The organism is Flavobacterium maritimum (genome assembly GCF_040049085.1).
Classification (GTDB): domain Bacteria; phylum Bacteroidota; class Bacteroidia; order Flavobacteriales; family Flavobacteriaceae; genus Flavobacterium; species Flavobacterium maritimum.
Window position 1 is genome coordinate 271859 of record NZ_JBDLZY010000004.1, and the last position, 23557, is coordinate 295415.

Genomic DNA, 23557 nt, shown 5'->3' on the forward strand with positions numbered 1-23557 from the left:
AATATGGTGTTTTTATAATAGTTGTTTTGGGAAACAGATATAATATTTAGTAACCAATTTTGATAATGACTTCAAATTCAGTTGATCAGAGGCCTCAACCACATCTTCAATAGATCTGTCTTTTTTCAAAATCCGAATAGGTTCCGCTTCTTTACTATAGGCCTGATTTTTAATTTTACCTCTAAAAATAAAGTAATTTGTTTCCAATAACGTTATGTTGTTTTCGGTAGCAAAGCGTTCTTTCAGAGGAAGTAAGTCCTCTAATGCCACTTTATCACTGGTCAATTTTATTTTTAATAAATCACGATTTACAATCATTTTACTTAAAGAGGATAATATAAAATCATCTTGCTTTTGCCAAGCTTTTAAAGCGCTAATAATGTCAAAATCGTCCAGTTGTGAAAACAAATCCAAAGTTTCTGCATCAAAAAGATCCAAGGTGATTTTGTTTTGCATAAAAAACTGCAAAGGTTCACTACACGGTAATTGGACTCCTTTTAGCGTCAACTCTTTGGCGCGTTTTAAGACTTTCGTCAAAATCAACTCTGCCACTAGACTCGTTTTATGCAAATAGGCCTGCCAATACATTAACCGTCTGGACATCAGGAATTTTTCTACCGAATAAATTCCTTTTTCTTCAATTACCAACACATCATCCACTACATTCATCATTTGGATTAAACGCTCGGAATTGACATTTCCTTCTGCCACTCCCGAATAAAAACTGTCGCGTTTTAGATAATCCATACGGTCCATATCCAACTGACTGGAAATCAACTGCAACATGAATTTTCGGTCATATTCTCCTTTAAAAACCTGAATCGCCAAACTCAACTGTCCATTGAATTCTACGTTTAACTGGTTCATAAAAAGAAGTGATATGGCTTCGTGATGCACATCTTCAACAATACTTTTTTCCATAGCATGTGAAAACGGGCCATGACCTATATCGTGTAATAAAATAGCTATGTACAAAGCATTTTCTTCTTCAGGAGATATAGCAACTCCCTTAAAACGCAATACATCAACTGCCTTTTGCATCAGGTGCATACAACCTAAGGCATGGTGAAAACGGGTGTGATTGGCTCCAGGATAGACTAAATAAGATAGTCCCATTTGTGAAATACGGCGCAATCGTTGAAAATAAGAATGCTGAACTAAATCGTAAATTAAGGCATTGGGCAAGGTAATAAACCCATAAATAGGGTCATTGAATATTTTAAGCTTATTGATTTGACTCACAATAGATTTTTTGGTGAACAAATATAAGGAATTTAACATTTAGAATTAAAAACGATTCTCGATAACATTTTGGTTGTTTTTTATCACACAAAAAACAGTTGAATCGAAATATATAATTTTGCTATCCAAAGTTTGTAGTCAAAATGATGAAATAAAAAAGGAGCGTTTTGATCGCTCCCTTTTTAGTTTCTTATAGCTTTCTAATCCAGATATTTCTGAATTGATTTTTACAATCGTGATCTTGCAACGAAATAACATCTTCGCCATGGGCCGAAGGATAATTGTGCAAACCTATATAAAGAGTTAATCCATTGATAGTAGTGTTGTTTTGTACCAAAACACCATTGTGGAAAACAGTGATTCTTGCCGGGCTGTCTATTTTTCCATCTGCTTTGAAACGAGGAGCTGTATAAACCACATCATAAGAATTCCATTCAGCTGGACCATTCATCGCATTAACCAATGGTGGATGATCTTTGTAGATACTTCCTGCCTGTCCATTGCTGTAGGTTCTGTTGTTATAGGAATCTAATACTTGTAATTCATATCGGTTTTGGAAAAACACTCCACTGTTACCTCTCCATTGGCCTCCGTCTAGAACTTCGTCCGGTGCGCTCCATTCGATATGCAATTGGCAATCTCCAAATTGCATTTTAGTTTGAATAGCTCCTGTGCCGGGAACTACTTCCATATATTCTTTATTTACAATTTTCCAGCCTGCTGGTTTGCTGATATCTTTTTGACTCACCCACTGGTCCAAATTTTTACCGTCAAATAAAATAATGGCATCCGAAGGAGCATCTCCTGTTTTTTTAGCGGGTGTGACTACTTTTACTTGCGGTTCCCAAATCTCTGTCATTTCAGGTTTCATGGGCATTGGGGATACTTCGGGAGGCGTGTTGACATAATTATGTTGCGCCATGGCAACAGTAGCTGAAAATACAGCTATTGCTAAAAAAGATTTCTTAATGTTTTTGGATTTCATAGTTAAATAGTTTGGTTTGGAAAAGTATAAATTTATAATAAAATCGTTCTGTTTTACATTTCATTGCAAAAAAAATGCTTTTCAGGTTAGTAAAAAGCATTTGTAAATAATTTAATTAATTGATTTTAAGCACTATATGGTCATAATGAAATTGTGTTTAAATGACACATTTGTAATGGTTTTAGATTTGATTTGTTTTTATTATCGTAGGAACAACTCGCGCGTTGTCCGTACTGATATTGAAGAATCAATGTTCATTGCCTTGATAAATCCACATAGGTTCTGTTTTTCCGGCACGTTCGAATCCGTTTTTTCTATAAAATTCTATTGCTTTTCCATCTGCGGTTAACATTTGCATATGAAAATCACGATACTTCTCCTGCATTTTGTCAAAAATCATTTTACCAATGCCTTTTCCTTGATATTCGGGAAGCACTAATAAATGAGGATAGTAAACCGTTAAATAGCCATCAGAAATGGCGTTTCCCAAACCTATGAGTTTGCTACTGTCCCAAGCTGTAATTAAGGTTTCTGAATTCAGAAGACCATTGTATAATTGGTTTGGTTTATTGGCAGAACTCCATTCGTTTGCTTTATATAGTACTAATATCTCTTCAATGTTTATTTCCCGGGTTTCTGAAATTGTTATGTTCATTCTGTTATATTTTTATCCTTTCGATTTTATTTTGAAAGTTCAGTTTCAATTATTTTGTTCAACAAATTACTTCTTTCATTAGCTGTATACGAAGGTGTGTTCGGTTTTATATTTTATCAAATGTATTGATTTTTTCTTACAAATTTATATTGGTTTTTATTCTTGTAGGGACAATTTGCGAGTTGTCCCTACGAGCGAGTTGTCCGTACTATAGCGAGGGGAAATATTGCACGAAAAATTATCATAATTTTAGTAAGCATCCTTTGCAAAAAGCACTAAATTGGCACTTTTCTTTTTGTACTTTTGAACTCTTGCTTATAAAACTATGGATACTATAAAAATACTTTGGGTTGACGACGAAATTGATCTTTTGAAACCACATATTCTGTTTCTGGAAAAGAAAAACTACAGCGTCACCACCTGTAATAACGGTCGGGATGCGATAGACGTTTTTGAAGATAACAATTTTGATATTGTTTTTTTGGATGAAAATATGCCCGGTATGAGCGGCCTGGAAACCCTTTCGGAAATGAAGGAAAAGAAATCAGCTATTCCTATCATTATGATTACCAAAAGTGAGGAAGAATTTATCATGGAGGAAGCGATTGGTTCTAAAATTGCCGATTACCTTATTAAGCCCGTGAATCCAAATCAGATTTTATTAAGCCTGAAGAAAAACTTGGATCATTCCCGACTGGTTTCGCAAAAAACAACCTTAGATTACCAAAAAGAATTCCGAAAAATAACCATGGAAATGGGAATGGTGAACTCTTTTGAAGACTGGATTGAATTGTATAAAAAACTGATTTTTTGGGAACTGGAACTCGAAAACATCGATGATCAAAGTATGTTTGAAATTTTGGAATCCCAAAAAGTGGAAGCCAATTCGCAATTTGGAAAATATATTGAACGCAATTATGAGGATTGGTTTGAGCCCAAAGCAGACAAACCGATTCAGTCCCATACCCTATTCAAAGAATTAGTGGTACCCGAAATTAAGAAAAAAGACAAACCGATTCTTTTTATTGTAATTGACAACTTGCGTTACGACCAATGGAAAGCTTTTGAAAATGTGGTCAGCAATCACTATAAGCTGGAGAAAGAAGTACCCTATTATGCTATTTTACCAACGGCTACCCAATATGCCCGAAATGCAATTTTCTCAGGTTTAACGCCGCTTGAAATGGAAAAACAGTTTCCGCAATATTGGAAAAATGATCCTGAAGAAGGAGGAAAAAATCTGTATGAAGCCGAATTTTTAACCGCACAGTTGAAACGACTGGGATTGAATATCAAAGAAGATTATTTTAAAATTACCAATTTGGCCGGTGGGAAAAAGTTGGTAGAAAATTTCAAATCTTTAAAAAACAATGATTTGGTTACGGTTGTCTACAATTTTGTGGATATGCTTTCCCACGCCAAAACTGAAATGGATGTAGTTAAGGAATTGGCACCGGATGACAAGGCTTATCGTTCCTTGACTTTGAGCTGGTTCAAGAACTCTCCATTGTTGGAAATGATTCAGCAGGCACAAAAAATGGGTTTCAAATTGATTCTAACTACTGACCATGGAACCATAAATGTGAAAAATCCGTCGAAAGTGGTGGGTGACAAAAATACGAGTCTGAATTTGCGCTACAAAACAGGACGCAGTCTGACTTATGAGCAGAAAGATGTTTATGCAGTAAAAGAACCTAAAAAAATTGGTTTGCCTGCAATAAATATGAGTAGTTCGTATATTTTTGCAAAAAATGATTTGTTTTTGGCTTATGTCAATAACTACAATCATTATGTGAGTTATTATAAAAACACGTATCAGCACGGTGGTATTTCGTTGGAAGAAATGATTGTGCCGTTTTTAGTTTTTAATCCAAAATAAAAAAAGTGGTCAGTTTACAGTGGTCTGTTTACGGAAATCCGAGATAACTGAACACTATCCCTGAACACTGAATATTTAAATTATGAATGTTATTTTTTCACTGAATCAACTCGAAGAAGTTGCCCAAAAAATTATAGACCAAAACCCAAAAAAAGTGATTCTTTTTCATGGCGAAATGGGGGTTGGAAAAACTACTTTAATCAAACAATTGTGTAAAAGTTTGGGTGTTACAGAAGCGACAAGCAGTCCGACTTTTTCGTTAGTTAATGAATATCAAGCCAAAGACAATCAGCTAGTTTATCATTTTGATTTCTATAGATTAAATCGAGAGACTGAAGCTTTGGATATGGGGGTCGATGATTATTTGTATTCCGGTAATTGGTGTTTTATCGAATGGGCAGAAAAAATCCCAAACCTGATTCCCGAATCCCATTCTGTCATCACTATTGAGCTGCTTCCTGACGGAAAACGTTCTCTTGAATTAAGTTAATCAGTCAACAGATGCATTTAGAAAATACCGTAGAAATAATTCCTTTTTCGGCCGATTTAAAGGAGCCTATAAAAACATTGAATATTGAATGGCTCAAAAAATATTTTAAAGTAGAGCCCAAAGATGAGCTAGTGCTTTCCAATCCACAGAGTGAAATTATAGACAAAGGGGGATTTATTTTTTATGCTAGGTATAATAATGAAATTGTTGGTACGATTTCATTATTAAAAATAGACAATACGACCTACGAATTAAGCAAAATGGCTGTTACCGATAGTGTTCAGGGGCTTGGAGTTGGTAAAAAAATGATTGAATATTGTTTTGATGTTGCCCGAGAGAAAAACATTAAAAGACTTTTTTTATACTCGAACAGAAGTTTGCTTTCGGCAATTCATCTGTATGAGAAATACGGATTTGTAGAGATTCCTTTAGAAGAAGGAGTTTATGAACGAGCCGATATAAAAATGGAAAAAATTATGGATTGATTTATCTCCAATCGTTAATGCGCTTATCTACAAGCTAATTACTTATTTTTTAAAACTTTTTGCGTAAATTGTGCCACTAATTTCAAAAGACCAATGCCAATATCTTTAAGTCCATTCACAAAACAACAGCTTTTGCCTCAAGAAGAAAAACTTGAGATAGGGAGACAAAAAAGCGAGCTTTTTATTGGTATTCCAAAAGAAACCAGTTATCAGGAACGTCGCATTTGCCTTACTCCTGATGCAGTCAATTCCTTGACTTACCATGGGCATAGAGTAATGATTGAGTCGGGTGCTGGAGAAAGTTCAAGTTATTCGGATAAAGAATATAGTGACGCTGGAGCTGAAGTGACTAAGGATACTAAAAAAGTCTTTGGCTGTCCGATGATTTTGAAAGTAGAGCCTCCAAGTATTGCTGAAATTGGAATGATGAATCCCAAAACGATTCTGATATCGGCAATCCAAATAAAAACCAGAAAAAAAGCCTATTTTGAAGCTTTAGCCAAGAAGAAAATTACCTCATTGGCCTTTGAATACATTAAAGATGAAGACGGATCTTATCCAGCGGTTAAGTCCTTGAGCGAAATTGCGGGTACAGCATCGATTTTAATTGCTGCCGAATTGATGATTGCCAATGAATTTGGGAAAGGGCTCTTATTTGGAAACATTACGGGAGTCCCTCCTACTGATGTTGTTATTCTTGGCGCGGGAACAGTTGGTGAATTTGCTGCAAAAACAGCCATTGGTTTGGGAGCAAATGTGAAAGTTTTTGATAATTCGATTACTAAACTACGTCGTTTACAAAATAAATTAAGCCAGCGTATTTTTACATCTACCATACAGCCTAAATCTTTATTAAAGGCTCTCAGACGTTGTGATGTAGCTATCGGAGCCATGCACGGCCAGGATCGTTGCCCTGTTGTAGTTACAGAAACTATGGTGGAGCACATGAAAAAAGGGGCTGTAATTGTTGATGTCAGTATTGATACAGGCGGTTGTTTTGAAACTTCGGAAGTGACTTCCCATGAAAGACCGACTTTCATTAAGAGTAATGTTTTGCATTATTGTGTTCCCAATATTCCCTCCCGATATTCAAAAACCGCTTCTCTTTCCATTAGTAATATTATCACTCCCTATCTGATGCAAATCGCTGAAGATGGCGGTATTGAAAGTGCCATCCGTTGTGATAAAGGGTTGAAAAACGGAGTGTATATGTATCACGGAATCCTAACTAATAAAGCCATTGGGGAATGGTTCGATTTACCGGACAGTGATATTAATTTAATTGTTTTTTAACTAAACTTTCATTTACCTTTGCCAAAAAATTAATTCATGAAGTTTGTACATCGTTTTGCCTATTATTTTGTTGGTTTAATCATAGGAATGTTTTTTGTGGCTATGGTTTTCAGTGGAAAAGATACTCGTTGCAATTATTTTCCAAATGCCCGAGTTTTGAATGATTTAAGAAACAAGCCTTTCAATTATTCTGACAAAGCTTCTAAAATATTAGCCGAAAGCTGGATTGACACCACAGATATAAAAAATACCCTGAAATTTGGTGATGTTGATTTTGATCAAAGTAATGTTGAATTTGAAAAAGGCAAGCTATATGTAATTGAAGGAAAAACGGTAAAGAACCAGGAAATCACTCTTAAAGTGATTAATTATTCGGATAAGGCTGTTTTACATGATATTATAAAAAAACAGTAATTTATTTGTCACGTATTTTAAATGCTTTTTAGCGTAAAAAATACGGATTTTGAGTGGTTTCTTTTTATGTTGTTGAAAATCCGTGTGACTCTATCTGGTTTATTAGCTTTTAAGTTTAAATTACTTTCTCAATCCATTCTATAGGCTGTAAACCATTGTTTTTCAGATACGCATTTGTTTTGCTGAAATGTTTGTTTCCAAACCATTTTCCCTGATTAGCACTCATTGGTGATGGATGTCCGGATTCCAGAACTAAATGTTTGTTTCTGTCGATTTTAAGTCCTTTTTTATGGGCAAAACTGCCCCAAAGCAAGAATACGACATGCTCTTTTTTATCTGAAATTTTCTGAATTACGGCATCGGTAAAAACATTCCACTTTAAGTGTTTGTGACTATTTGGATTGTCTGCTCTTACAGTTAAGGATGCGTTTAGAAGTAAGACGCCTTGCTTAGCCCAGGCTTCAAGATTTCCAGAGGTTGGAAAAAAAAGAGTTTCCAAATCATCACACATTTCACGAAAAATATTTCGCAATGATGGAGGAATTCGAACGCCATCATTTACGGAAAAACACAAACCATTGGCCTCGCCTTTTCCGTGATACGGATCCTGACCAATGATAACAACCTTTATATCGTTGAAACTACAATAATTAAAGGCTGAGAAAATCAATTCTTTTGGAGGATAGCAAGTATGGTTCCGGTATTCTTCATCAACCGATTCTATTAGATCCTGAAAATAGGGTTTCTGAATTTCATCTAATAAAATGGATTGCCATTCCGAATTGAGATTGATTTGCATAGTATATATTTTATCGCAAAGTTCGCAAAGTTTTTCGCAAAGTCCGCTAAAAAAAAATTATCGTATTTCACTCTGAAACTTTGTAACTTTGAACCTTTACAATTTAGATTAAAAAATGATATCAATCACCGAAAAAACATTACAAGATTTACAATTTCCAACCGTTCTTGAAACCATTTCGGCAATTTGCAATACCGATATTGGTAAGCAAAAAGCATTAGAAATTACCCCTTTTAAAGACAAGGAAAGTTTGATGGAAGCCTTAATGCAAACATCAGAGTATGTTTCTTCTTTTCAAAATAACAATGCCATTCCTAATCATGGTTTTGATGCCATCACTCACGAAATTAAGTTTCTGGCTATAGAGGACAGTTTTCTTGAAGTGGGAAGTTTCAGAAAAATAGCGACCATATCTGAAACGACTAATTTTTTGTTGAATTACTTCAAGAAATTTGATGATTATTATCCGAATCTGAATGTGAAAGCATCTGCAATTCCTTTCACCAAGGAAATTAGCAGTTTAGTTGATGCTGTAGTGGATAAATATGGTGAGATAAAAGATAATGCTTCTCCGGATTTACAGAATATCCGTCGTGATATGAATTTGGTTCGCGGTAAAGTAAACCAAAGCTTTGGAGTGGCACTGACTCAATACAATTCGCTTGGTTATTTAGATGATATCAAAGAAAGTTTTGTGCAAAACCGTAGGGTTTTAGCGGTTTTAGCAATGTACCGCCGCAAGGTCAAAGGATCAATTTTAGGCAGTTCCAAAACAGGGAGTATTGCTTATATAGAGCCAGAAACCACCTTAAAATACTCAAGAGAACTGAGTAATTTAGAATACGAGGAAAAAGAGGAAATTACCCGTATTTTAAAACAGTTGTCAAATCAGATTCGTCCTTTTTTACCTTTGCTGGTTCAATATCAGGATTTTTTGAGTGATATTGACGTAATAGCCGCAAAAGCTAAATATGCCAACAGGATAAATGGAATTTTACCAACAATTACGGAGAACCGCCGACTTTATTTTAGAGATGCTTACCATCCTATTTTGTATCTGAATAACAAACAAAAAAACGAAGTTACACATCCGCAGACGATTGAATTAGGTCAGGAAAACAGAATTATTGTAATTTCGGGACCTAATGCAGGAGGAAAAACGATCTCCTTAAAAACGGTCGGTTTGCTGCAATTAATGTTGCAATCCGGCATGCTGATTCCGGTACATGAACGTAGCGAAACCTTTTTGTTTGATCGTATTCTTACTGATATAGGTGATAATCAGTCAATAGAAAATCATTTAAGCACATACAGTTATCGTTTAAAGAACATGAATTATTTTCTGAAGAAATGTAACAGAAAAACCATGTTCCTGATTGATGAGTTTGGTACGGGATCAGATCCTGAGTTGGGTGGTGCTTTGGCAGAAATTTTTCTGGAAGAATTCTACCATAGAGAAGCTTTTGGAATTATTACAACACATTATTCCAATTTGAAAATATTAGCAAATGAATTGCCTTTTGCGACCAACGCCAACATGCTTTTTGATGAAAAGACATTGGAACCCATGTATAAATTGGTTTTGGGACAAGCCGGTAGTTCCTTTACTTTTGAGGTAGCTCTTAAAAACGGTATACCTTTTAGTTTAATCAACCGGGCGAAAAAGAAAATTGAAGTAGGAAAAGTTCGTTTTGATAAAACGATTGCTACTCTTCAGAAAGAGCGTTCCAAACTGGAAAAAACTTCGCAAACCTTGAAAGAAGAAGAATCCAGAGCGCGTGAGGAAGGCAAGAAAATGGAAAACATCAATGTAAAGATTAAGCAAAAATTGGAAAGCTATCAGGAATTGTATGACAGCAATCAGAAAACAATTTACATTGGTCAAAAAATAGAAGACATCGCGGAGAAATATTTTAATAATAAAAACAAGAAAGACCTGATTGGAGAATTTTTGAAAATTATTGAAATTGAAAATTCGAAACGAAAAAAAGCAACCCCAAAGGAGACAAAAGCTCAGGTCGAAAAGAAAAAGGAAATTATTCAGGAGGTTACTGTCAAAGTGGAAGAAATCCGCAAGGAAAAGAAAGAGAAAAAATTAAAGGTAGTTGTTGAAAAACCTAAACCGATATTAAAAGTGGGTGATCGCGTACGAATGGCTGATGGTAAAGCTGTGGGAAGCATTGACAGTATTGAAAAAAATAAAGCAACAGTCAATTATGGTATGTTTACTTCAAAAGTCAGTTTAGATGTCTTGGAACTAGTGGAAGCGGTTAAGAAGTAATCGGTTTTCAATCTCAGCTCAGTTGTGCAGTTTTAAACTTTAAATATTTTCAAACCCGAATCGTAAAATGCTAAATTTACCCAAAGACAAAAAAATCGTTCTCTTTGACGGAGTTTGTAATTTATGCAACACTTCCATTCAATGGATCATTGAGCATGACAAAAAAGATGTTTTCAGATTTGTAGCACTTCAATCTGATTTGGGACAGGAAATTATTAAGTACATAGGTATTGATATCAAAACCACAGACAGTATTGTTCTTTATCAGCCCGGAATTGCTTATTATTATAAGTCGGAAGCTGTATTCGAAATTTCAAAAGAATTGGGAGGTCTTTTTTATTTTGTAAGTTTGTTTTCTATTTTACCTGATTCGTTCACCAATTCCATTTATGATTTTGTTGCTAAGAACCGTTACAAATGGTATGGAAGAAAAGAAAGCTGCATGATTCCAACAGATGCATTAAAATTAAAATTTTTGCAATAAATTGAGCAATCATGATATTTATCATGTACTATTCTTTACAGTAGTGTTAAATTTGACTAATCTTAAAATCTTAATTATATGAGTAATTTATCACTATACTCTTGGGGAAACGGTTCGTTTATAATGATAGTTGTTTTTGGTTTGGTAATAATTGGTTTGGTAGCCGCCGTTTTAATGATGATGAATTCTGATAAGAAGAAATAAGAGCATAAAAAAAAGAGGATGATACAGACATCCTCTTTTTTATTTTAATTAATAATCAAATTATTGGATGATTATTAACTTCTGATTAATTTTCTGTATTTAAGACGTTTTGGAGTCAAATCACCACCCAAACGTTTCTTTTTGTTTTCTTCGTAATCAGAGAAACCACCTTCAAAATAATATACTTCAGAGTTTCCTTCAAAGGCCAAGATGTGTGTACAAATTCTGTCTAAGAACCATCTGTCGTGAGAAATAACAACAGCACAACCTGCAAAATTTTCCAAACCTTCTTCTAAAGCTCTTAGGGTATTGATATCCAAATCATTCGTAGGCTCATCCAGTAGAAGTACGTTACCTTCTTCTTTCAAAGTCATTGCTAAGTGCAAACGGTTTCTTTCTCCACCGGAAAGCATTGAAACTTTTTTGTTTTGGTCGCTTCCACCAAAGTTAAAACGAGACAAATAGGCTCTTGAATTTACTTGTCTTCCTCCCATCATAATTAATTCCTGACCGTCGGCAAAGTTTTCCCAAATAGATTTATTTGGATCAATATTCGAATGGGATTGGTCAACATAAGCTATTTTAACGGTTTCCCCAATTAAAAATTCCCCTGCATCTGGTTTTTCTTCGCCCATAATCATCTTGAAAATAGTTGATTTACCAGCACCATTTGGTCCAATAATTCCAACGATTCCCGCTTGAGGCAATTTAAAATTCAAGTTATCATATAATAATTTTTCTCCAAATGCTTTGGCAACATTTTTAGCTTCAATAACATTAGTTCCTAAACGAGGTCCATTAGGAATATAAATTTCCAGATTTTCGTCTAATTGTTTTTGATCTTCATTTAACAATTTATCGTAGTTCTGTAAACGTGCCTTTTGTTTGGTTTGACGCCCTTTGGCACCTTGACGAACCCAGTCCAACTCTCGTTCCAAGGTTTTTCTGCGTTTTGAAGCTGTTTTTTCTTCCAGGGCCATACGACCTGATTTTTGTTCTAACCAAGAAGAATAGTTTCCTTTCCAAGGAATACCCTCTCCTCTATCCAATTCTAGAATCCAACCTGCTACATTATCCAAGAAATAACGGTCGTGCGTTACAGCAATTACAGTTCCGGCATATTGTGCTAAATGTTGCTCTAACCAAAGTACACTTTCTGCATCCAAGTGATTCGTAGGCTCATCCAAAAGTAAAACGTCTGGTTGTTGTAATAACAAACGACATAAAGCTACTCGACGACGTTCTCCTCCAGATAAATTTTTGATTGGTGTATCACCTTCAGGAGTTCTTAAGGCATCCATTGCAATTTCCAGTTTGGTATCAATTTCCCAAGCTCCAAGTGCATCAATTTTATCCTGTAAATCGGCTTGGCGATCCATTAATTGTTGCATTTTGTCTGCATCTTCATAGACTTCCGGCAAACCAAACATATCATTGATTTTGTTGAACTCATCCAACACAGCCATAGTTTCAGCCACACCTTCCTTTACAATCTCAATAACAGTTTTGCTGTCATCTAAAATAGGGTCTTGTTCTAAATATCCTACCGTATAGCCCGGAGCAAAAACAACATCACCTTGATAGTTTTTATCAACACCGGCAATAATCCTTAAAAGAGATGATTTACCCGAACCGTTTAAACCTAGAATACCAATTTTAGCTCCATAAAAGAAACTCAAATAAATATCTTTTAATACTTGTTTATTACTGCTTGAGTAGGTTTTACTCAGTTTTGACATTGAGAAGATTACTTTTTTATCGTCAGCCATATAACTATGAATTTATTTTATTAATGAACACAAAGATAGTATTAAATAAAAAGAATAGAAATCATCACTACTGAATAATTATAAACGAAAGTCCAATTTTAAATGAAAAGTAATCGGTTTAAGAATGAAGGCAATTTATTTCTGGTATTCTGTGTCTGTCAAAGTTTTCATAAATGCGATTAATGCTTTTTTCTCTTTTTGGGTTAAGTTTAATTTTTCCGCAGGTAATGTTTGGTTTTCTATGGCAATTCCAAGACCGATCCCACCACCTGTATCGTAGAAATCGATAACTTCTTCTAAAGTCGAAAATACACCGTTATGCATATAAGGCGCAGTTATAGCAACATTTCTTAACGATGGTGTTTTGAAAGCATTTCTTAATTGTGGCATTTGGTATTGTTTATACCTTCCTAAATCAGGGCTAATTTTGTTTCCCTTCTTTTTATCTGGCGTTCCAATCACCTCTTGCTCTGTTTTTTGAAAGTTAGGTGGTACTGTTCCGTTAAACAAAGGAATAAAATGACAAGTAGCGCATTTAGCTTTTCCTGCAAAGAGGTTAAATCCCAGTTTTTCTTCGATACTAAAATTTTCCAAATCACTTTGCATATAAATATCAAATTTACTGTCGAATGCATTCAGGGAACGAATGTAACTTGCCAGAGAATTTTGAATTTGCCACTCTTCTATCTTTTTTGATTGTGGAAATGCCAATTGAAACAATTTCTGGTATGCCTTATCTCTATCTAGTATTTGGATAGCATTCGAAATATTACCATGCATTTCATCTTTATTTTGAATGACATCCAAACTTTGTTTTTCTAAATCTAATTGTCGCATATCCCAAAATTGTGCATTTTGTAAAGAGGCATAGGTTAAAGTTGGGGTATTTCTATTCAATTGATCACCGTCTAAAGATTGATTTGTTTTCAAATTATCAGTAAATGCTTTATCTGGATTATGACAGGATGAGCAACTTCTGGTTTTATTTTTGGAAAATGAAGTCTCATAAAACAATTTCTTTCCCAACGCGACTTTTTCCTTAGTATATAGGTATTCATCCGATGGAATAAATGCATTTACATTAAAAGCTTTTTTTTCAAAAATTGTGGCAGTATTTGGATTTATGACACTATTTGTATTTGCATTTTTAATCGTATTCGCTTTTTGAAAGACCAGTAGATTTTTACTAATAGGATTTAAATATTTTTTAATAAAGTAAGCTCTGTCGAAAGTATTAAAATCAGGATGTGACTGACAGTACTGTTCTCCTCGATTGATTAAATCCAATATTTTTTTTTCGGATACATTCGATTCATTAGTATTGTTACTCATTTTTGGGAGTAAAAATTTTAAAGATCCAAGACTAATTTTTGCTTCAGGAACTGCATGTAAGGCTATTGGAGAATCAAAACCCGTTATTCCAAGAGCGAGAATTCTGTTTATTTCCATTTTAGAAGCGTCTAAAACATAGTTATTTGAAATAGTAATAGCACTCAAATGTTGTTTTACCTGATTCAAATTGCCTTTGAGTATTTTGATTTCCCTAATTAGATTTGTTTTATTTTCAATAGAATAATTAGGAAAAAGAAGTTCTTCGATTACTTGAAAACCATTAGGAGAAAAAAATGTATTTTCTGCTACTTCTAATTCATCCAAAGCGGGACCATTAATAAATCGTGCTGGATCAGGTGTGAAATATTCAACTGCCCATTCTATTTTTTTATAAGATAATCGTGTGGACTTGAATGCATCCTGTATTTTTTTTTCATTATTGCTTTCTTCTACAATAGTTTGAAAATCATTTATTTTTTGATTTAACACTTCAATATCAGAAATAAGCTCCTGTTGTATTGTTATTTGACTGTATTTGTTTTCACATCCAAATAATAAAATAATAAAAGTAAAATTCAGAATCAGGAAAGTCTTTTTACTATAATTGCTTTTGAAAAATTTCATTTTTTTAGTAGATAAAAACAAAAAACAACCCTGATTAGGGCTGTCTTTGTTTATTAGTGTCAGAAATTATTTTTGTACATTTCTTATTATGACGGTTTGCCCTCCTTCTTTATTCGTGTTAACGCCACTTCCATCTGCATTTAAGAAAGCATCTTTTTGCCAAGTGTGAGGATGAACATTGAGTATAAATGTATTTGGTACCCCAATAATTTCAGAGATATCTTCCATAGCACCGTATTCCCAACTTCCAAAACGTGTCTCGCCGGTTTGGTTATAAGTTGCATTCCAAGTAGCATCAGTTCGTTTATGATTCATGGTCATCCAAGGTTTATTACTTTTGGCTGCAATATTGTATTGCCAGATATAAGAATCATGTTTAGCCGCCGTATAGTAGGAATCACCATCTTCTTGAATGTAAACATAGTTTTCAGTCACACATATGTTATCCGGATTTATGATACCGGTACCTGGAGTAGAGTCTCCTTCAACTACTAGTTCTAATTTACCAAGTAAAGGGTTGTTATCGTTTAAAACTAATTTATAAACTCTTCCCCACATGGTGTATCCAGTTACTGGTGCATTGTTGCTTGCTTGACCTGTTGCTGTAAAATAAATCTCTTTGTTGTTTTTAGAAGAGCCTTTTCTGTAGTCTACATCTTCTACTCTAGAAAAACGGATTGCCCCTAAATTATTTACCGTTGTATTTATTTCTTTTCCAGTCAAATTTTTTGCATTTGGAATTTCAACAAAAGATACATCAAAGGAAGTCCCAACAGTCATAGTAGTCTCAACTTGTACTCCATCATTTCTTTTAAGAGCGTACAACTTACCATTAGTAAGATCTCCAACAACATCACTTACATACATAATTACTTGTCCGGCACTAATATGTGAGGTTGAATACGATTGATCTTCACCAATTAAAATTACTGTTTTACCTGAATAGGCTGCTTTTGGGAGCGGAACAGCGTTTTCCATACTCGCTTTTCCTAAAGCAGGTAAAACTCTATCAGTTCTGCTTTTTTGGCTTGTAAGGCTAAAAGGATCGATTCCGTGAACCATACTTTCTTCACCACTTTCCCCTGCTGTTAAAAACATCGGACCAAATCCGTGAGTACCCGGAGTAGCCAAAGTTGCAGAGCATAATCTGGTTAAACCTCCTATACCGTCAACAATGTATTCTCCTTTTGTAGCTTTTAATGTTTTGTCAAAATAAACTCTTGAAACAGATTTCAAGATTTCATGGTTTGTAATCATTATATACCCATCACTATTCGGATCTTTCATGAATCCGGCGCCATCCGGTTGCGCACCATAAACAAAACTCGGAGATTGTGGCAATACATCTGGACTACTGATTAATGAAGTAATCATCAAATTTTCAAAACCTTCTTTAGCCGTCACTAAAGCCGGAACTGAGGAGGTATTATTAAAATCGATTTCAGGATTTACTTTGTCCCCATTGTCATCATTTTGACAGCTGATAATTGCTAAGCCCAAAACGGATAATAGACCTGCTTTTTTTAAGTAATTCAATTTCATGATTTTTTTTTAAGATTATATTCACAAAATTATGTTCAAAAAGTTTTAGGGAGGTTAACTGATTTTATTGAAATGATGACTAATTGGTTAAGAGTTTTTAACCAAAAACGGTAAAAGTTAATTTTGAGTAAAGTTTATTACAGATGTTTTGGAATGTTTTTTTTGATTGTATTTTTAGGAATAATCGTACTTAAAATTAATATAAAAAAAGAAAAGGCCACTGTTTTTACAGTGACCTTTTTATAAATTAACTATTATTTCTAAAGTGTTTTTTATTACTATACTCTACCTTTAAGGGAACTAAAAACCCAAGCATTGGCTAAAAACCCAACGCCTACAGCTGCGAATCCCCATCCTGCTACGTCATCGTATCTAAAAGCGCCTAATCCGATAAGCAATAATCCCATTAGAATCATTATTAAAGTGGCCCATCCTAAGATTGTATTTTTATTCATTCCCATAATTGTGGTATTTTTATATTTTAGAGCTGCAAATATCGGAAATTTAGCTACTAATTAAATATTTTATAAAGCATTTCTCTTAATAAATCCGATTGAGATAAGGCATTTGCTCCAACACCTTTACTTTTTACGTCAATATCTCGTAAGGAAGCTACGATTTGGCTCACTTTTTTCATCGGATAATTCTTTAAAGCCACATCATAATCTTTTAAGAAAAAGGGATTAACACCCAGGACAGCAGCAACATTTTTTGGGTTACGGTCTTTTAATCCATGATATTTCAGCAATTGAATGAAAAATCCAAAAACCAAACCTGTTGTTACAACCATTGGATTGTCTTTTGGATTTTGCGCAAAGTTTTCGGCTATGGTATAAGCTTTTAATTGGTTGCGTTCTCCAAGTGCTTTTCGTAATTCAAAGACATTAAAATCTTTACTGAATCCAATATTTTCCTCAATATGTTTGGGATTGATTGTACTTCCTACCGGTAAAATAATTTGTAATTTTTCGAGTTCATTGTTTATTTTACTCAAATCGGTTCCCAGAAATTCAACCAGCATAGAAGCTGCTTTGGGTTCAATCGAGTATTTTTTACCGGATAAAACACGTTTGATCCAATCCCCTACTTGGTTTTCATATAGTTTTTTGCTTTCGTAAACAAGACCGTTTTTAGCTAATAGTTTGGTTACTTTTTTACGTTTGTCCAAGGTTTTGTATTTATAACAAAAAACCAAAACCGTTGATGGCATCGGGTTTTCGGCATAACTTTCGAGTTTGTCAATGGTACGGGTCAATTCTTGCGCTTCCTTTATAATAACGACCTGACGATCCGCCATCATTGGGTACCGTTTGGCTGTTGAGACAATGTCTTCTATAGTAACATCTCTACCATATAAAACTGTCTGATTAAAGCCTTTCTCTTCTTCCGATAGTATATTTTGTTCAATATATTCGGATAATTTGTCAATATAATATGGCTCTTCCCCCATCAGGAAATAGATAGGTTTGATTGTGCCACTTTTTATATCATTAACAATTTTTACTACTTCGTCCATGTTTTTTGGTTTAAAGTTTAAGGTTTAAAGTTTGTCGCATCGTGTGCAACTTTAAACCTTAAACTTTAAACTAAATAACTATTTTTGCTTCATGCAAAAACTCAATTTTCAAGCCTATAACTTTCGCTTCAAAAATAGCGAAAATAAAGTCTCAATTTTTGATGAAATCAGGAAAAAATTTATCATTCTCACTCCTGAGGAATGGGTAAGACAACATGTGGTCCAATTTCTTTTGGCTGAAAAAAAGTATCCGAAGTCATTAATAAATGTAGAAAAAGTTTTAAAAGTCAACGGTTTACGAAAACGTTATGATGCAGTAGTGTATAACCCAGATGGTTCGATTTTTATTTTAATTGAATGTAAAGCACCTGAAGTTAAAATTACACAGGCCACCTTTGATCAAATTGCCCGTTATAATATGACGATGAAGTCCCAATTTTTGATGGTGACCAATGGTTTGAATCATTACTTTTGCCAAATGGATTTTGAAAATGAAAAATACCAATTCCTGCAAGAATTACCGGATTACAGCTTAAATAATCAATATATATAATAGTCAGAAATGAAATTAGCAGTTGTCATACTCAATTGGAATGGAATAAAATTATTAGAACAATTTTTACCTTCGGTGGTAAAATACTCTCCGGAATCGACAGTATATATTGCTGATAATGCTTCGACAGATGACTCTATTTCATATATCAGAACATTTTTTCCTTCGGTAAAAATTGTAAAAAACGACTCAAATCTGGGTTTTGCCGGGGGCTATAATGAAGCTTTGCAGCATATTGATGCTGATATTTATGCTTTGGTCAATTCTGATATTGAAGTGACCGAAAACTGGTTGCAACCTATTATTAAAACTTTTGAAAGTGAACCAAAAACGGCCATCATCCAACCTAAAATATTAGATTATAAAAACAAGGAATACTTTGAGTATGCTGGCGCTGCCGGAGGATTTATAGATCAGTACGGATATCCGTTTTGTCGAGGCCGCTTATTTGATACTTTAGAAAAGGATTATGGACAATACGATGATAATTGCGAGATCTTTTGGGCTTCGGGTGCCTGTTTTTTTATTCGAACTGCCGTTTACAAGGAATTAGAGGGGTTTGATGGAGGATTTTTTGCTCATCAGGAAGAAATTGATTTGTGCTGGCGCGCTTTTAATAAAGGGTATACAATAAAGTACAATTCAGGGTCAGTTGTGTATCATGTTGGCGGGGCAACTTTACACCAAGGACATCCCAAAAAAACATTTTTGAATTTTCGAAATTCATTATTGATGCTTACTAAAAATCTTCCAAAAGATAAATTGTATTGGATTTTATTCTGCAGAATGATTTTGGATGGAATCGCCGGACTTCAATTTCTTTTAAAAGGAAAACTAAACCATTTTTTGGCAATAGTAAAAGCACATGGTTCCTTCTACAAATTTTATAGTGTTAATTTTAAGAAAAGAGGAGAATTTCAAGTAGCCAAATACTATACCGTGAAAAGTATCGTTTATCTATACTTTATCAAGAAGGTTAAGACATTTAAGAATATTTTGACATTCTTGTAAACTATAATAAACTAAATTTGTAATTCACGTTTAATTAAAATTAATATTTATGAAAAAAGTAGTAATTGCTTTATCAGTCCTGGCACTTTTGACTTCTTGTGTTTCTAAAAAGAAATACGCGGATTTAGAAGCCAAAAACAAAGAAACACAAGATTTATTGAATACTGCAACAGTAAAATTAAATTCTTGTTTGGAAGAAAAAGCAGGACTTACAGCTACTGTCGCCGGTTTAAAAGAGCACAACCAATCTTTGATAAATACTTCCAAAGATATGACTGTGTTAACAACTAAGGGAGCTGAAAATATTGAAAAAGCCCTGGAAACAATCAAAGAGAAAGATTTGAAAATAACTAGAATGCAAGATGCTTTAACCAAAAAAGACAGTGTAACACTTGCTTTGGTTACCAGTTTGAAAAGCTCTGTAGGGATTTCTGATCCGGATATTGAAATAAATGTTGAAAAAGGAGTAGTATTTATCTCTATTGCAGATAAATTATTATTCAAAAGCGGTAGCTATGAGGTAACTGACAAAGCAAAAGGAGTTTTGGCAAAAGTTGCAAAAGTGGTAAATGACAAGCCAGACTTCGAATGTATGGTTGAAGGACATACAGATACTGATCCATTAAAAGGAAATGCTGTTTTACTTGACAATTGGGATTTGAGTGTTAAACGTTCTACTGCAATTATCAGAGTATTGACTAAAGATTTAGCAGTAAATCCAGCACAGTTAATCGCTGCGGGTAGAAGTTCATACATTCCATTAGTTCCTAATGACACTGCTGAAAATAAAGCAAGAAACAGAAGAACACGTATTGTTGTTTTACCAAAAATCGATCAATTCTATGATATGATTGAGAAAGAAATGAAAAAACCACAACAATAAATCGTCTTTGGTTTTAGATTATATGAAAAACGTCTTGAGTAATCAAGACGTTTTTTTATGGATTATAATGAAATGAAAATTAATCTAAAGAATATCCAAGCTTCCTTTACCTTCTCTGACAACGATAGGCTCATCGCCCGACAGGTCAATAATGGTGGATCCTATATTATCGCCATACCCCCCATCAATAACCACATCAACAAGATTTTGCCATTTCTCAAAAATGAGTTCTGGGTCGGTAGTATATTCTATCACATCATCTTCGTCACGAATGGAAGTAGAAACAATAGGGTTGCCTAATTGACGAACGAGCTCTAATATTATTGAATTATCCGGTACACGAATACCAACAGTCGTTTTCTTTTTGAATTCTTTAGGTAAGTTGTTGTTTCCTGGCAAGATAAAAGTGTATGGACCCGGTAATGCTCTTTTCAAAATTTTAAAGGTCGCTGTGTCAATTTGTTTGACATAATCAGATAAATTGCTCAAATCATGACAAATGAACGAAAAGTTAGCTTTATCCAGTTTTACACCTTTGATTTTGGCAACGCGTTCTAATGCTTTTGTGTTCGTAATATCACAGCCCAAACCATAAACAGTATCTGTTGGATAAATAACCAATCCTCCGTCTTTTAATACCTTTACTACTTTGGCAATAGCCGCTTCGTTGGGTTTGTCTTCGTATATTTTTATAAATTGTGCCATTTTATATTTAGTCTAAAGTTTTAAAGTTCAAAGTTCGCGGCATAAACAACTTTAAACTTTAAATAAATTTTTACCCGATTACATTTAATTTTGCAAAGCGCAACAGCAATTTTTTGATTCCGCCTACTTCAAAACGAATTTCCGCTTTCTTGTCTGCTCCGGCTCCCTCTAAGTTAATGATTTCTCCTTTACCAAAGCGCTCATGCATAACAATATTTCCGGCAACTAATTTATTATCGAACAAATTAGCACCAGCAGAAGCCACTGAATTACTGGAAACGGGTTTTAATTTACGTAAATTAATATCCGGTTTAGGTTCACTGTCTGTTATGTATTTTGGTGGTGTTCCTGCAGCAGGTTTTGCTAAACGTAATTTGGATTTATCCACATCGCCAAAAATATCACTGTCAATCTGTGGTTTATAACGGTAATTCGTTTCTGCCGGAGTTAAATATTCCAAATATTGACTGTCGATTTCCTCAATAAAACGCGAAGGCTCACTGTCAGTCAATTTTCCCCAACGGTAACGTGATTGCGCGTAAGTCAGATAGGCCTGATGTTCTGCACGTGTCAATGCCACATAAAACAAACGACGTTCTTCTTCTAATTCAGATCGGGTACTCATACTCATGGCACTCGGAAATAAATCTTCTTCCATTCCGACCACAAAAACATGGGGGAACTCTAGTCCTTTTGCCAAATGTATCGTCATCAACGCCACGCGATCTTCATCACTGGTATCTTTGTCTAAATCAGTTGCCAAAGCCACGTCTTCCATGAATTCTGAAAGAGCACCTCGAGCACCATCAATTTCTTTTTGGCCTTCGGTGAAATCCTTGATACCGTTTAATAATTCCTCGATATTTTGAATTTTTGCCATTCCTTCCGGTGTAGCATCTTTTTTCAATTCCTGAACCAACCCTGTCTTTTTAGAAACATGATCAGTAATATAAAAAGCATCCTGGTTTTCATTAATTACCTGAAAACTTTGAATCATAGTCACAAAATCATTCAGTTTTTGCTTGGTTCCCGAATTCAGTTTCAAGTCAATTTTGTCAATATTCTGCATGACTTCCCATATGGAACGCTTGTAATGATTGGCTGCAATTGTCAATTTTTCGACAGTTGTATCTCCAATACCACGTGCTGGATAATTTATCACACGAATCAATGCTTCCTCGTCTTTTGGATTAATCACTAATCGCAAATAGCATAAAACATCCTTGATTTCTTTCCTTTGATAAAATGACAAACCACCATAAATTCGGTACGGAATATCTCTTTTTCTCAAGGCATCTTCCATGGCTCGGGACTGTGCATTGGTACGATACAAAATAGCAAATTGACCATTCATCATTTGGTTTTGCATCTTTTGTTCGAAAATGGTGCTGGCAACAAAACGACCTTCTTCGGCATCCGTTAAACTGCGGTGCACTTTTATTTTTGGACCAAAATCATTGGCTGTCCAAACGATTTTATCGAGTTTGGTTTTGTTTTTATCGATGATGGTATTAGCCGCTTCCACAATGTTTCTTGTTGAACGGTAATTTTGTTCCAATCGAAAGGTTTTTACCCCGTCATAATCTTTTTGGAAATTCAGGATATTATTGATATTGGCTCCGCGGAAAGCATAAATACTTTGCGCATCATCACCTACCACACATATATTCTGAAACTTATCTGATAAAGCCCTAACAATCAAATACTGTGAATGATTGGTATCTTGGTACTCATCCACCAAAATATAACGGAAACGGTTTTGGTATTTAGCCAAAACTTCCGGAAAACGAGTAAGTAATTCGTTGGTTTTTAGCAATAAATCATCAAAATCCATGGCTCCGGCTTTGAAACAACGATCGACATACTGTTGATAGATTTCGCCTAAACGTGGCTTTTTGGCCATTGCATCCGCTTCTTGTAATTCCGGATTATTGAAATAGGCTTTAACCGTTATCAAACTATTTTTATAACTTGAAATTCGGCTTAAAACCTGTTTGGGTTTATAGACATCCCTATCCAATTGCATTTCTTTAATAATTGAAGAAATTAATCGGACAGAATCTTGTGAATCGTAAATGGTAAAATTGGAAGGATAGCCCAAATGGTCTGACTCCGAACGTAATATACGGGCAAAAACCGAGTGAAAGGTCCCCATCCAAAGATTTTTGGCTTCACTTGCTCCTACGATTTGCGAAATTCGGTGTTTCATTTCGCGTGCCGCCTTGTTGGTAAATGTAAGCGACAAAATATTGAATGAATCAATTCCCTGACTCATTAAATAGGCAATTCTTATGGTCAACACACGTGTTTTACCGGAGCCTGCACCTGCAATAATAATCATAGGTCCGTCTTTTTGGAGAACGGGTTCGCGTTGGGCTTCGTTGAGTTGATCGATATACTTCTGCATGTAA

The 23557-nt window shown here is 34.6% G+C and carries 22 protein-coding genes; 11 read left to right on the forward strand and 11 right to left on the reverse strand.

Annotated elements, in window-relative coordinates; genetic code table 11:
- Positions 1–12 precede the first annotated feature (12 nt).
- The 3 genes from ABEB23_RS10550 to ABEB23_RS10560 all read right to left on the reverse strand — a co-directional run bounded on the left by ABEB23_RS10550 (position 13) and on the right by ABEB23_RS10560 (position 2882).
- Positions 13–1242 carry an HD domain-containing protein gene (locus ABEB23_RS10550; protein ID WP_348812560.1) on the reverse strand — a complete coding sequence of 410 codons (1230 nt, stop codon included), beginning with the start codon at positions 1240–1242 and terminating at the stop codon, positions 13–15.
- 190 nt (positions 1243–1432) lie between these two features.
- A complete protein-coding gene (locus ABEB23_RS10555) occupies positions 1433–2227 on the reverse strand; it encodes a 3-keto-disaccharide hydrolase (protein ID WP_348812561.1) in 795 nt (264 codons plus the stop codon).
- A 247-nt stretch (positions 2228–2474) separates the two neighbouring features.
- Positions 2475–2882 (reverse strand): GNAT family N-acetyltransferase, encoded by a 408-nt coding sequence (locus ABEB23_RS10560; RefSeq protein WP_348812562.1) that lies wholly within the window; start codon positions 2880–2882, stop codon positions 2475–2477.
- Positions 2883–3207: 325 nt separating this feature from the next.
- On the opposite strand from ABEB23_RS10560, the gene porX reads away from it, so the two are divergent.
- The 5 genes from porX to ABEB23_RS10585 all read left to right on the forward strand — a co-directional run bounded on the left by porX (position 3208) and on the right by ABEB23_RS10585 (position 7443).
- Entirely contained in the window at positions 3208–4761 is a 1554-nt protein-coding gene (gene porX, locus ABEB23_RS10565; protein WP_348812563.1) for a T9SS response regulator signal transducer PorX, read from the forward strand.
- A gap of 82 nt (positions 4762–4843) precedes the next feature.
- Positions 4844–5251 (forward strand): tRNA (adenosine(37)-N6)-threonylcarbamoyltransferase complex ATPase subunit type 1 TsaE, encoded by a 408-nt coding sequence (gene tsaE / locus ABEB23_RS10570; protein WP_348812564.1) that lies wholly within the window; start codon positions 4844–4846, stop codon positions 5249–5251.
- Positions 5252–5262: 11 nt separating this feature from the next.
- Positions 5263–5736 carry a GNAT family N-acetyltransferase gene (locus ABEB23_RS10575; RefSeq protein WP_348812565.1) on the forward strand — a complete coding sequence of 158 codons (474 nt, stop codon included), beginning with the start codon at positions 5263–5265 and terminating at the stop codon, positions 5734–5736.
- A 93-nt stretch (positions 5737–5829) separates the two neighbouring features.
- Complete coding sequence (locus ABEB23_RS10580; protein ID WP_348812566.1) at positions 5830–7029, forward strand: alanine dehydrogenase; 1200 nt, start codon at positions 5830–5832, stop codon at positions 7027–7029.
- A gap of 36 nt (positions 7030–7065) precedes the next feature.
- On the forward strand, positions 7066–7443 hold the full coding sequence (locus ABEB23_RS10585; protein WP_348812567.1) for a DUF4258 domain-containing protein: 378 nt from the start codon (positions 7066–7068) through the stop codon (positions 7441–7443).
- A gap of 115 nt (positions 7444–7558) precedes the next feature.
- Here ABEB23_RS10585 and ABEB23_RS10590 read toward each other — a convergent pair whose 3' ends face one another.
- A complete protein-coding gene (locus ABEB23_RS10590) occupies positions 7559–8242 on the reverse strand; it encodes a uracil-DNA glycosylase (protein WP_348812568.1) in 684 nt (227 codons plus the stop codon).
- 115 nt (positions 8243–8357) lie between these two features.
- Between ABEB23_RS10590 and ABEB23_RS10595 the strand changes: the two genes are divergently transcribed.
- The 3 genes from ABEB23_RS10595 to ABEB23_RS10605 all read left to right on the forward strand — a co-directional run bounded on the left by ABEB23_RS10595 (position 8358) and on the right by ABEB23_RS10605 (position 11211).
- Entirely contained in the window at positions 8358–10523 is a 2166-nt protein-coding gene (locus ABEB23_RS10595; protein WP_348812569.1) for an endonuclease MutS2, read from the forward strand.
- A 67-nt stretch (positions 10524–10590) separates the two neighbouring features.
- Entirely contained in the window at positions 10591–11007 is a 417-nt protein-coding gene (locus tag ABEB23_RS10600) for a thiol-disulfide oxidoreductase DCC family protein (protein ID WP_348812570.1), read from the forward strand.
- A gap of 78 nt (positions 11008–11085) precedes the next feature.
- On the forward strand, positions 11086–11211 hold the full coding sequence (locus tag ABEB23_RS10605) for a hypothetical protein (protein ID WP_348812571.1): 126 nt from the start codon (positions 11086–11088) through the stop codon (positions 11209–11211).
- Positions 11212–11285: 74 nt separating this feature from the next.
- Here the strand turns inward: ABEB23_RS10605 and ettA are convergent, their stop codons facing one another.
- The 5 genes from ettA to holA form a co-directional block, all read right to left on the reverse strand.
- The gene (gene ettA / locus ABEB23_RS10610; RefSeq protein WP_348812572.1) at positions 11286–12980 is read right to left on the reverse strand and encodes an energy-dependent translational throttle protein EttA; all 1695 of its coding nucleotides are present in this window, start codon (positions 12978–12980) and stop codon (positions 11286–11288) included.
- Between the two features lie 135 nt (positions 12981–13115).
- On the reverse strand, positions 13116–14936 hold the full coding sequence (locus ABEB23_RS10615; RefSeq protein ID WP_348812573.1) for a cytochrome-c peroxidase: 1821 nt from the start codon (positions 14934–14936) through the stop codon (positions 13116–13118).
- Positions 14937–15002: 66 nt separating this feature from the next.
- Positions 15003–16478, reverse strand: a complete 1476-nt coding sequence (locus ABEB23_RS10620) for a PhoX family protein (protein WP_348812574.1) — start codon at positions 16476–16478, stop codon at positions 15003–15005.
- Between the two features lie 278 nt (positions 16479–16756).
- Positions 16757–16939 (reverse strand): CAL67264 family membrane protein, encoded by a 183-nt coding sequence (locus tag ABEB23_RS10625; protein ID WP_103804836.1) that lies wholly within the window; start codon positions 16937–16939, stop codon positions 16757–16759.
- A gap of 50 nt (positions 16940–16989) precedes the next feature.
- Complete coding sequence (gene holA, locus ABEB23_RS10630) at positions 16990–17994, reverse strand: DNA polymerase III subunit delta (protein WP_348812575.1); 1005 nt, start codon at positions 17992–17994, stop codon at positions 16990–16992.
- Positions 17995–18085: 91 nt separating this feature from the next.
- On the opposite strand from holA, the gene ABEB23_RS10635 reads away from it, so the two are divergent.
- Genes ABEB23_RS10635 through ABEB23_RS10645 form a run of 3 tightly spaced genes read left to right on the forward strand, consistent with a single transcriptional unit; the run spans position 18086 to position 20441 of the window.
- Entirely contained in the window at positions 18086–18547 is a 462-nt protein-coding gene (locus ABEB23_RS10635) for a type I restriction enzyme HsdR N-terminal domain-containing protein (protein WP_348812576.1), read from the forward strand.
- 9 nt (positions 18548–18556) lie between these two features.
- Complete coding sequence (locus ABEB23_RS10640; protein WP_348812577.1) at positions 18557–19558, forward strand: glycosyltransferase family 2 protein; 1002 nt, start codon at positions 18557–18559, stop codon at positions 19556–19558.
- 49 nt (positions 19559–19607) lie between these two features.
- Positions 19608–20441 (forward strand): OmpA/MotB family protein, encoded by an 834-nt coding sequence (locus ABEB23_RS10645; protein WP_348812578.1) that lies wholly within the window; start codon positions 19608–19610, stop codon positions 20439–20441.
- Positions 20442–20525: 84 nt separating this feature from the next.
- On the opposite strand, the gene ABEB23_RS10650 is transcribed toward ABEB23_RS10645, so the two are convergent.
- Both ABEB23_RS10650 and ABEB23_RS10655 read right to left on the reverse strand, forming a co-directional pair.
- Positions 20526–21146 (reverse strand): L-threonylcarbamoyladenylate synthase, encoded by a 621-nt coding sequence (locus ABEB23_RS10650; protein ID WP_348812579.1) that lies wholly within the window; start codon positions 21144–21146, stop codon positions 20526–20528.
- 70 nt (positions 21147–21216) lie between these two features.
- Complete coding sequence (locus ABEB23_RS10655; protein WP_348812580.1) at positions 21217–23553, reverse strand: ATP-dependent helicase; 2337 nt, start codon at positions 23551–23553, stop codon at positions 21217–21219.
- Positions 23554–23557: the final 4 nt, after the last annotated feature.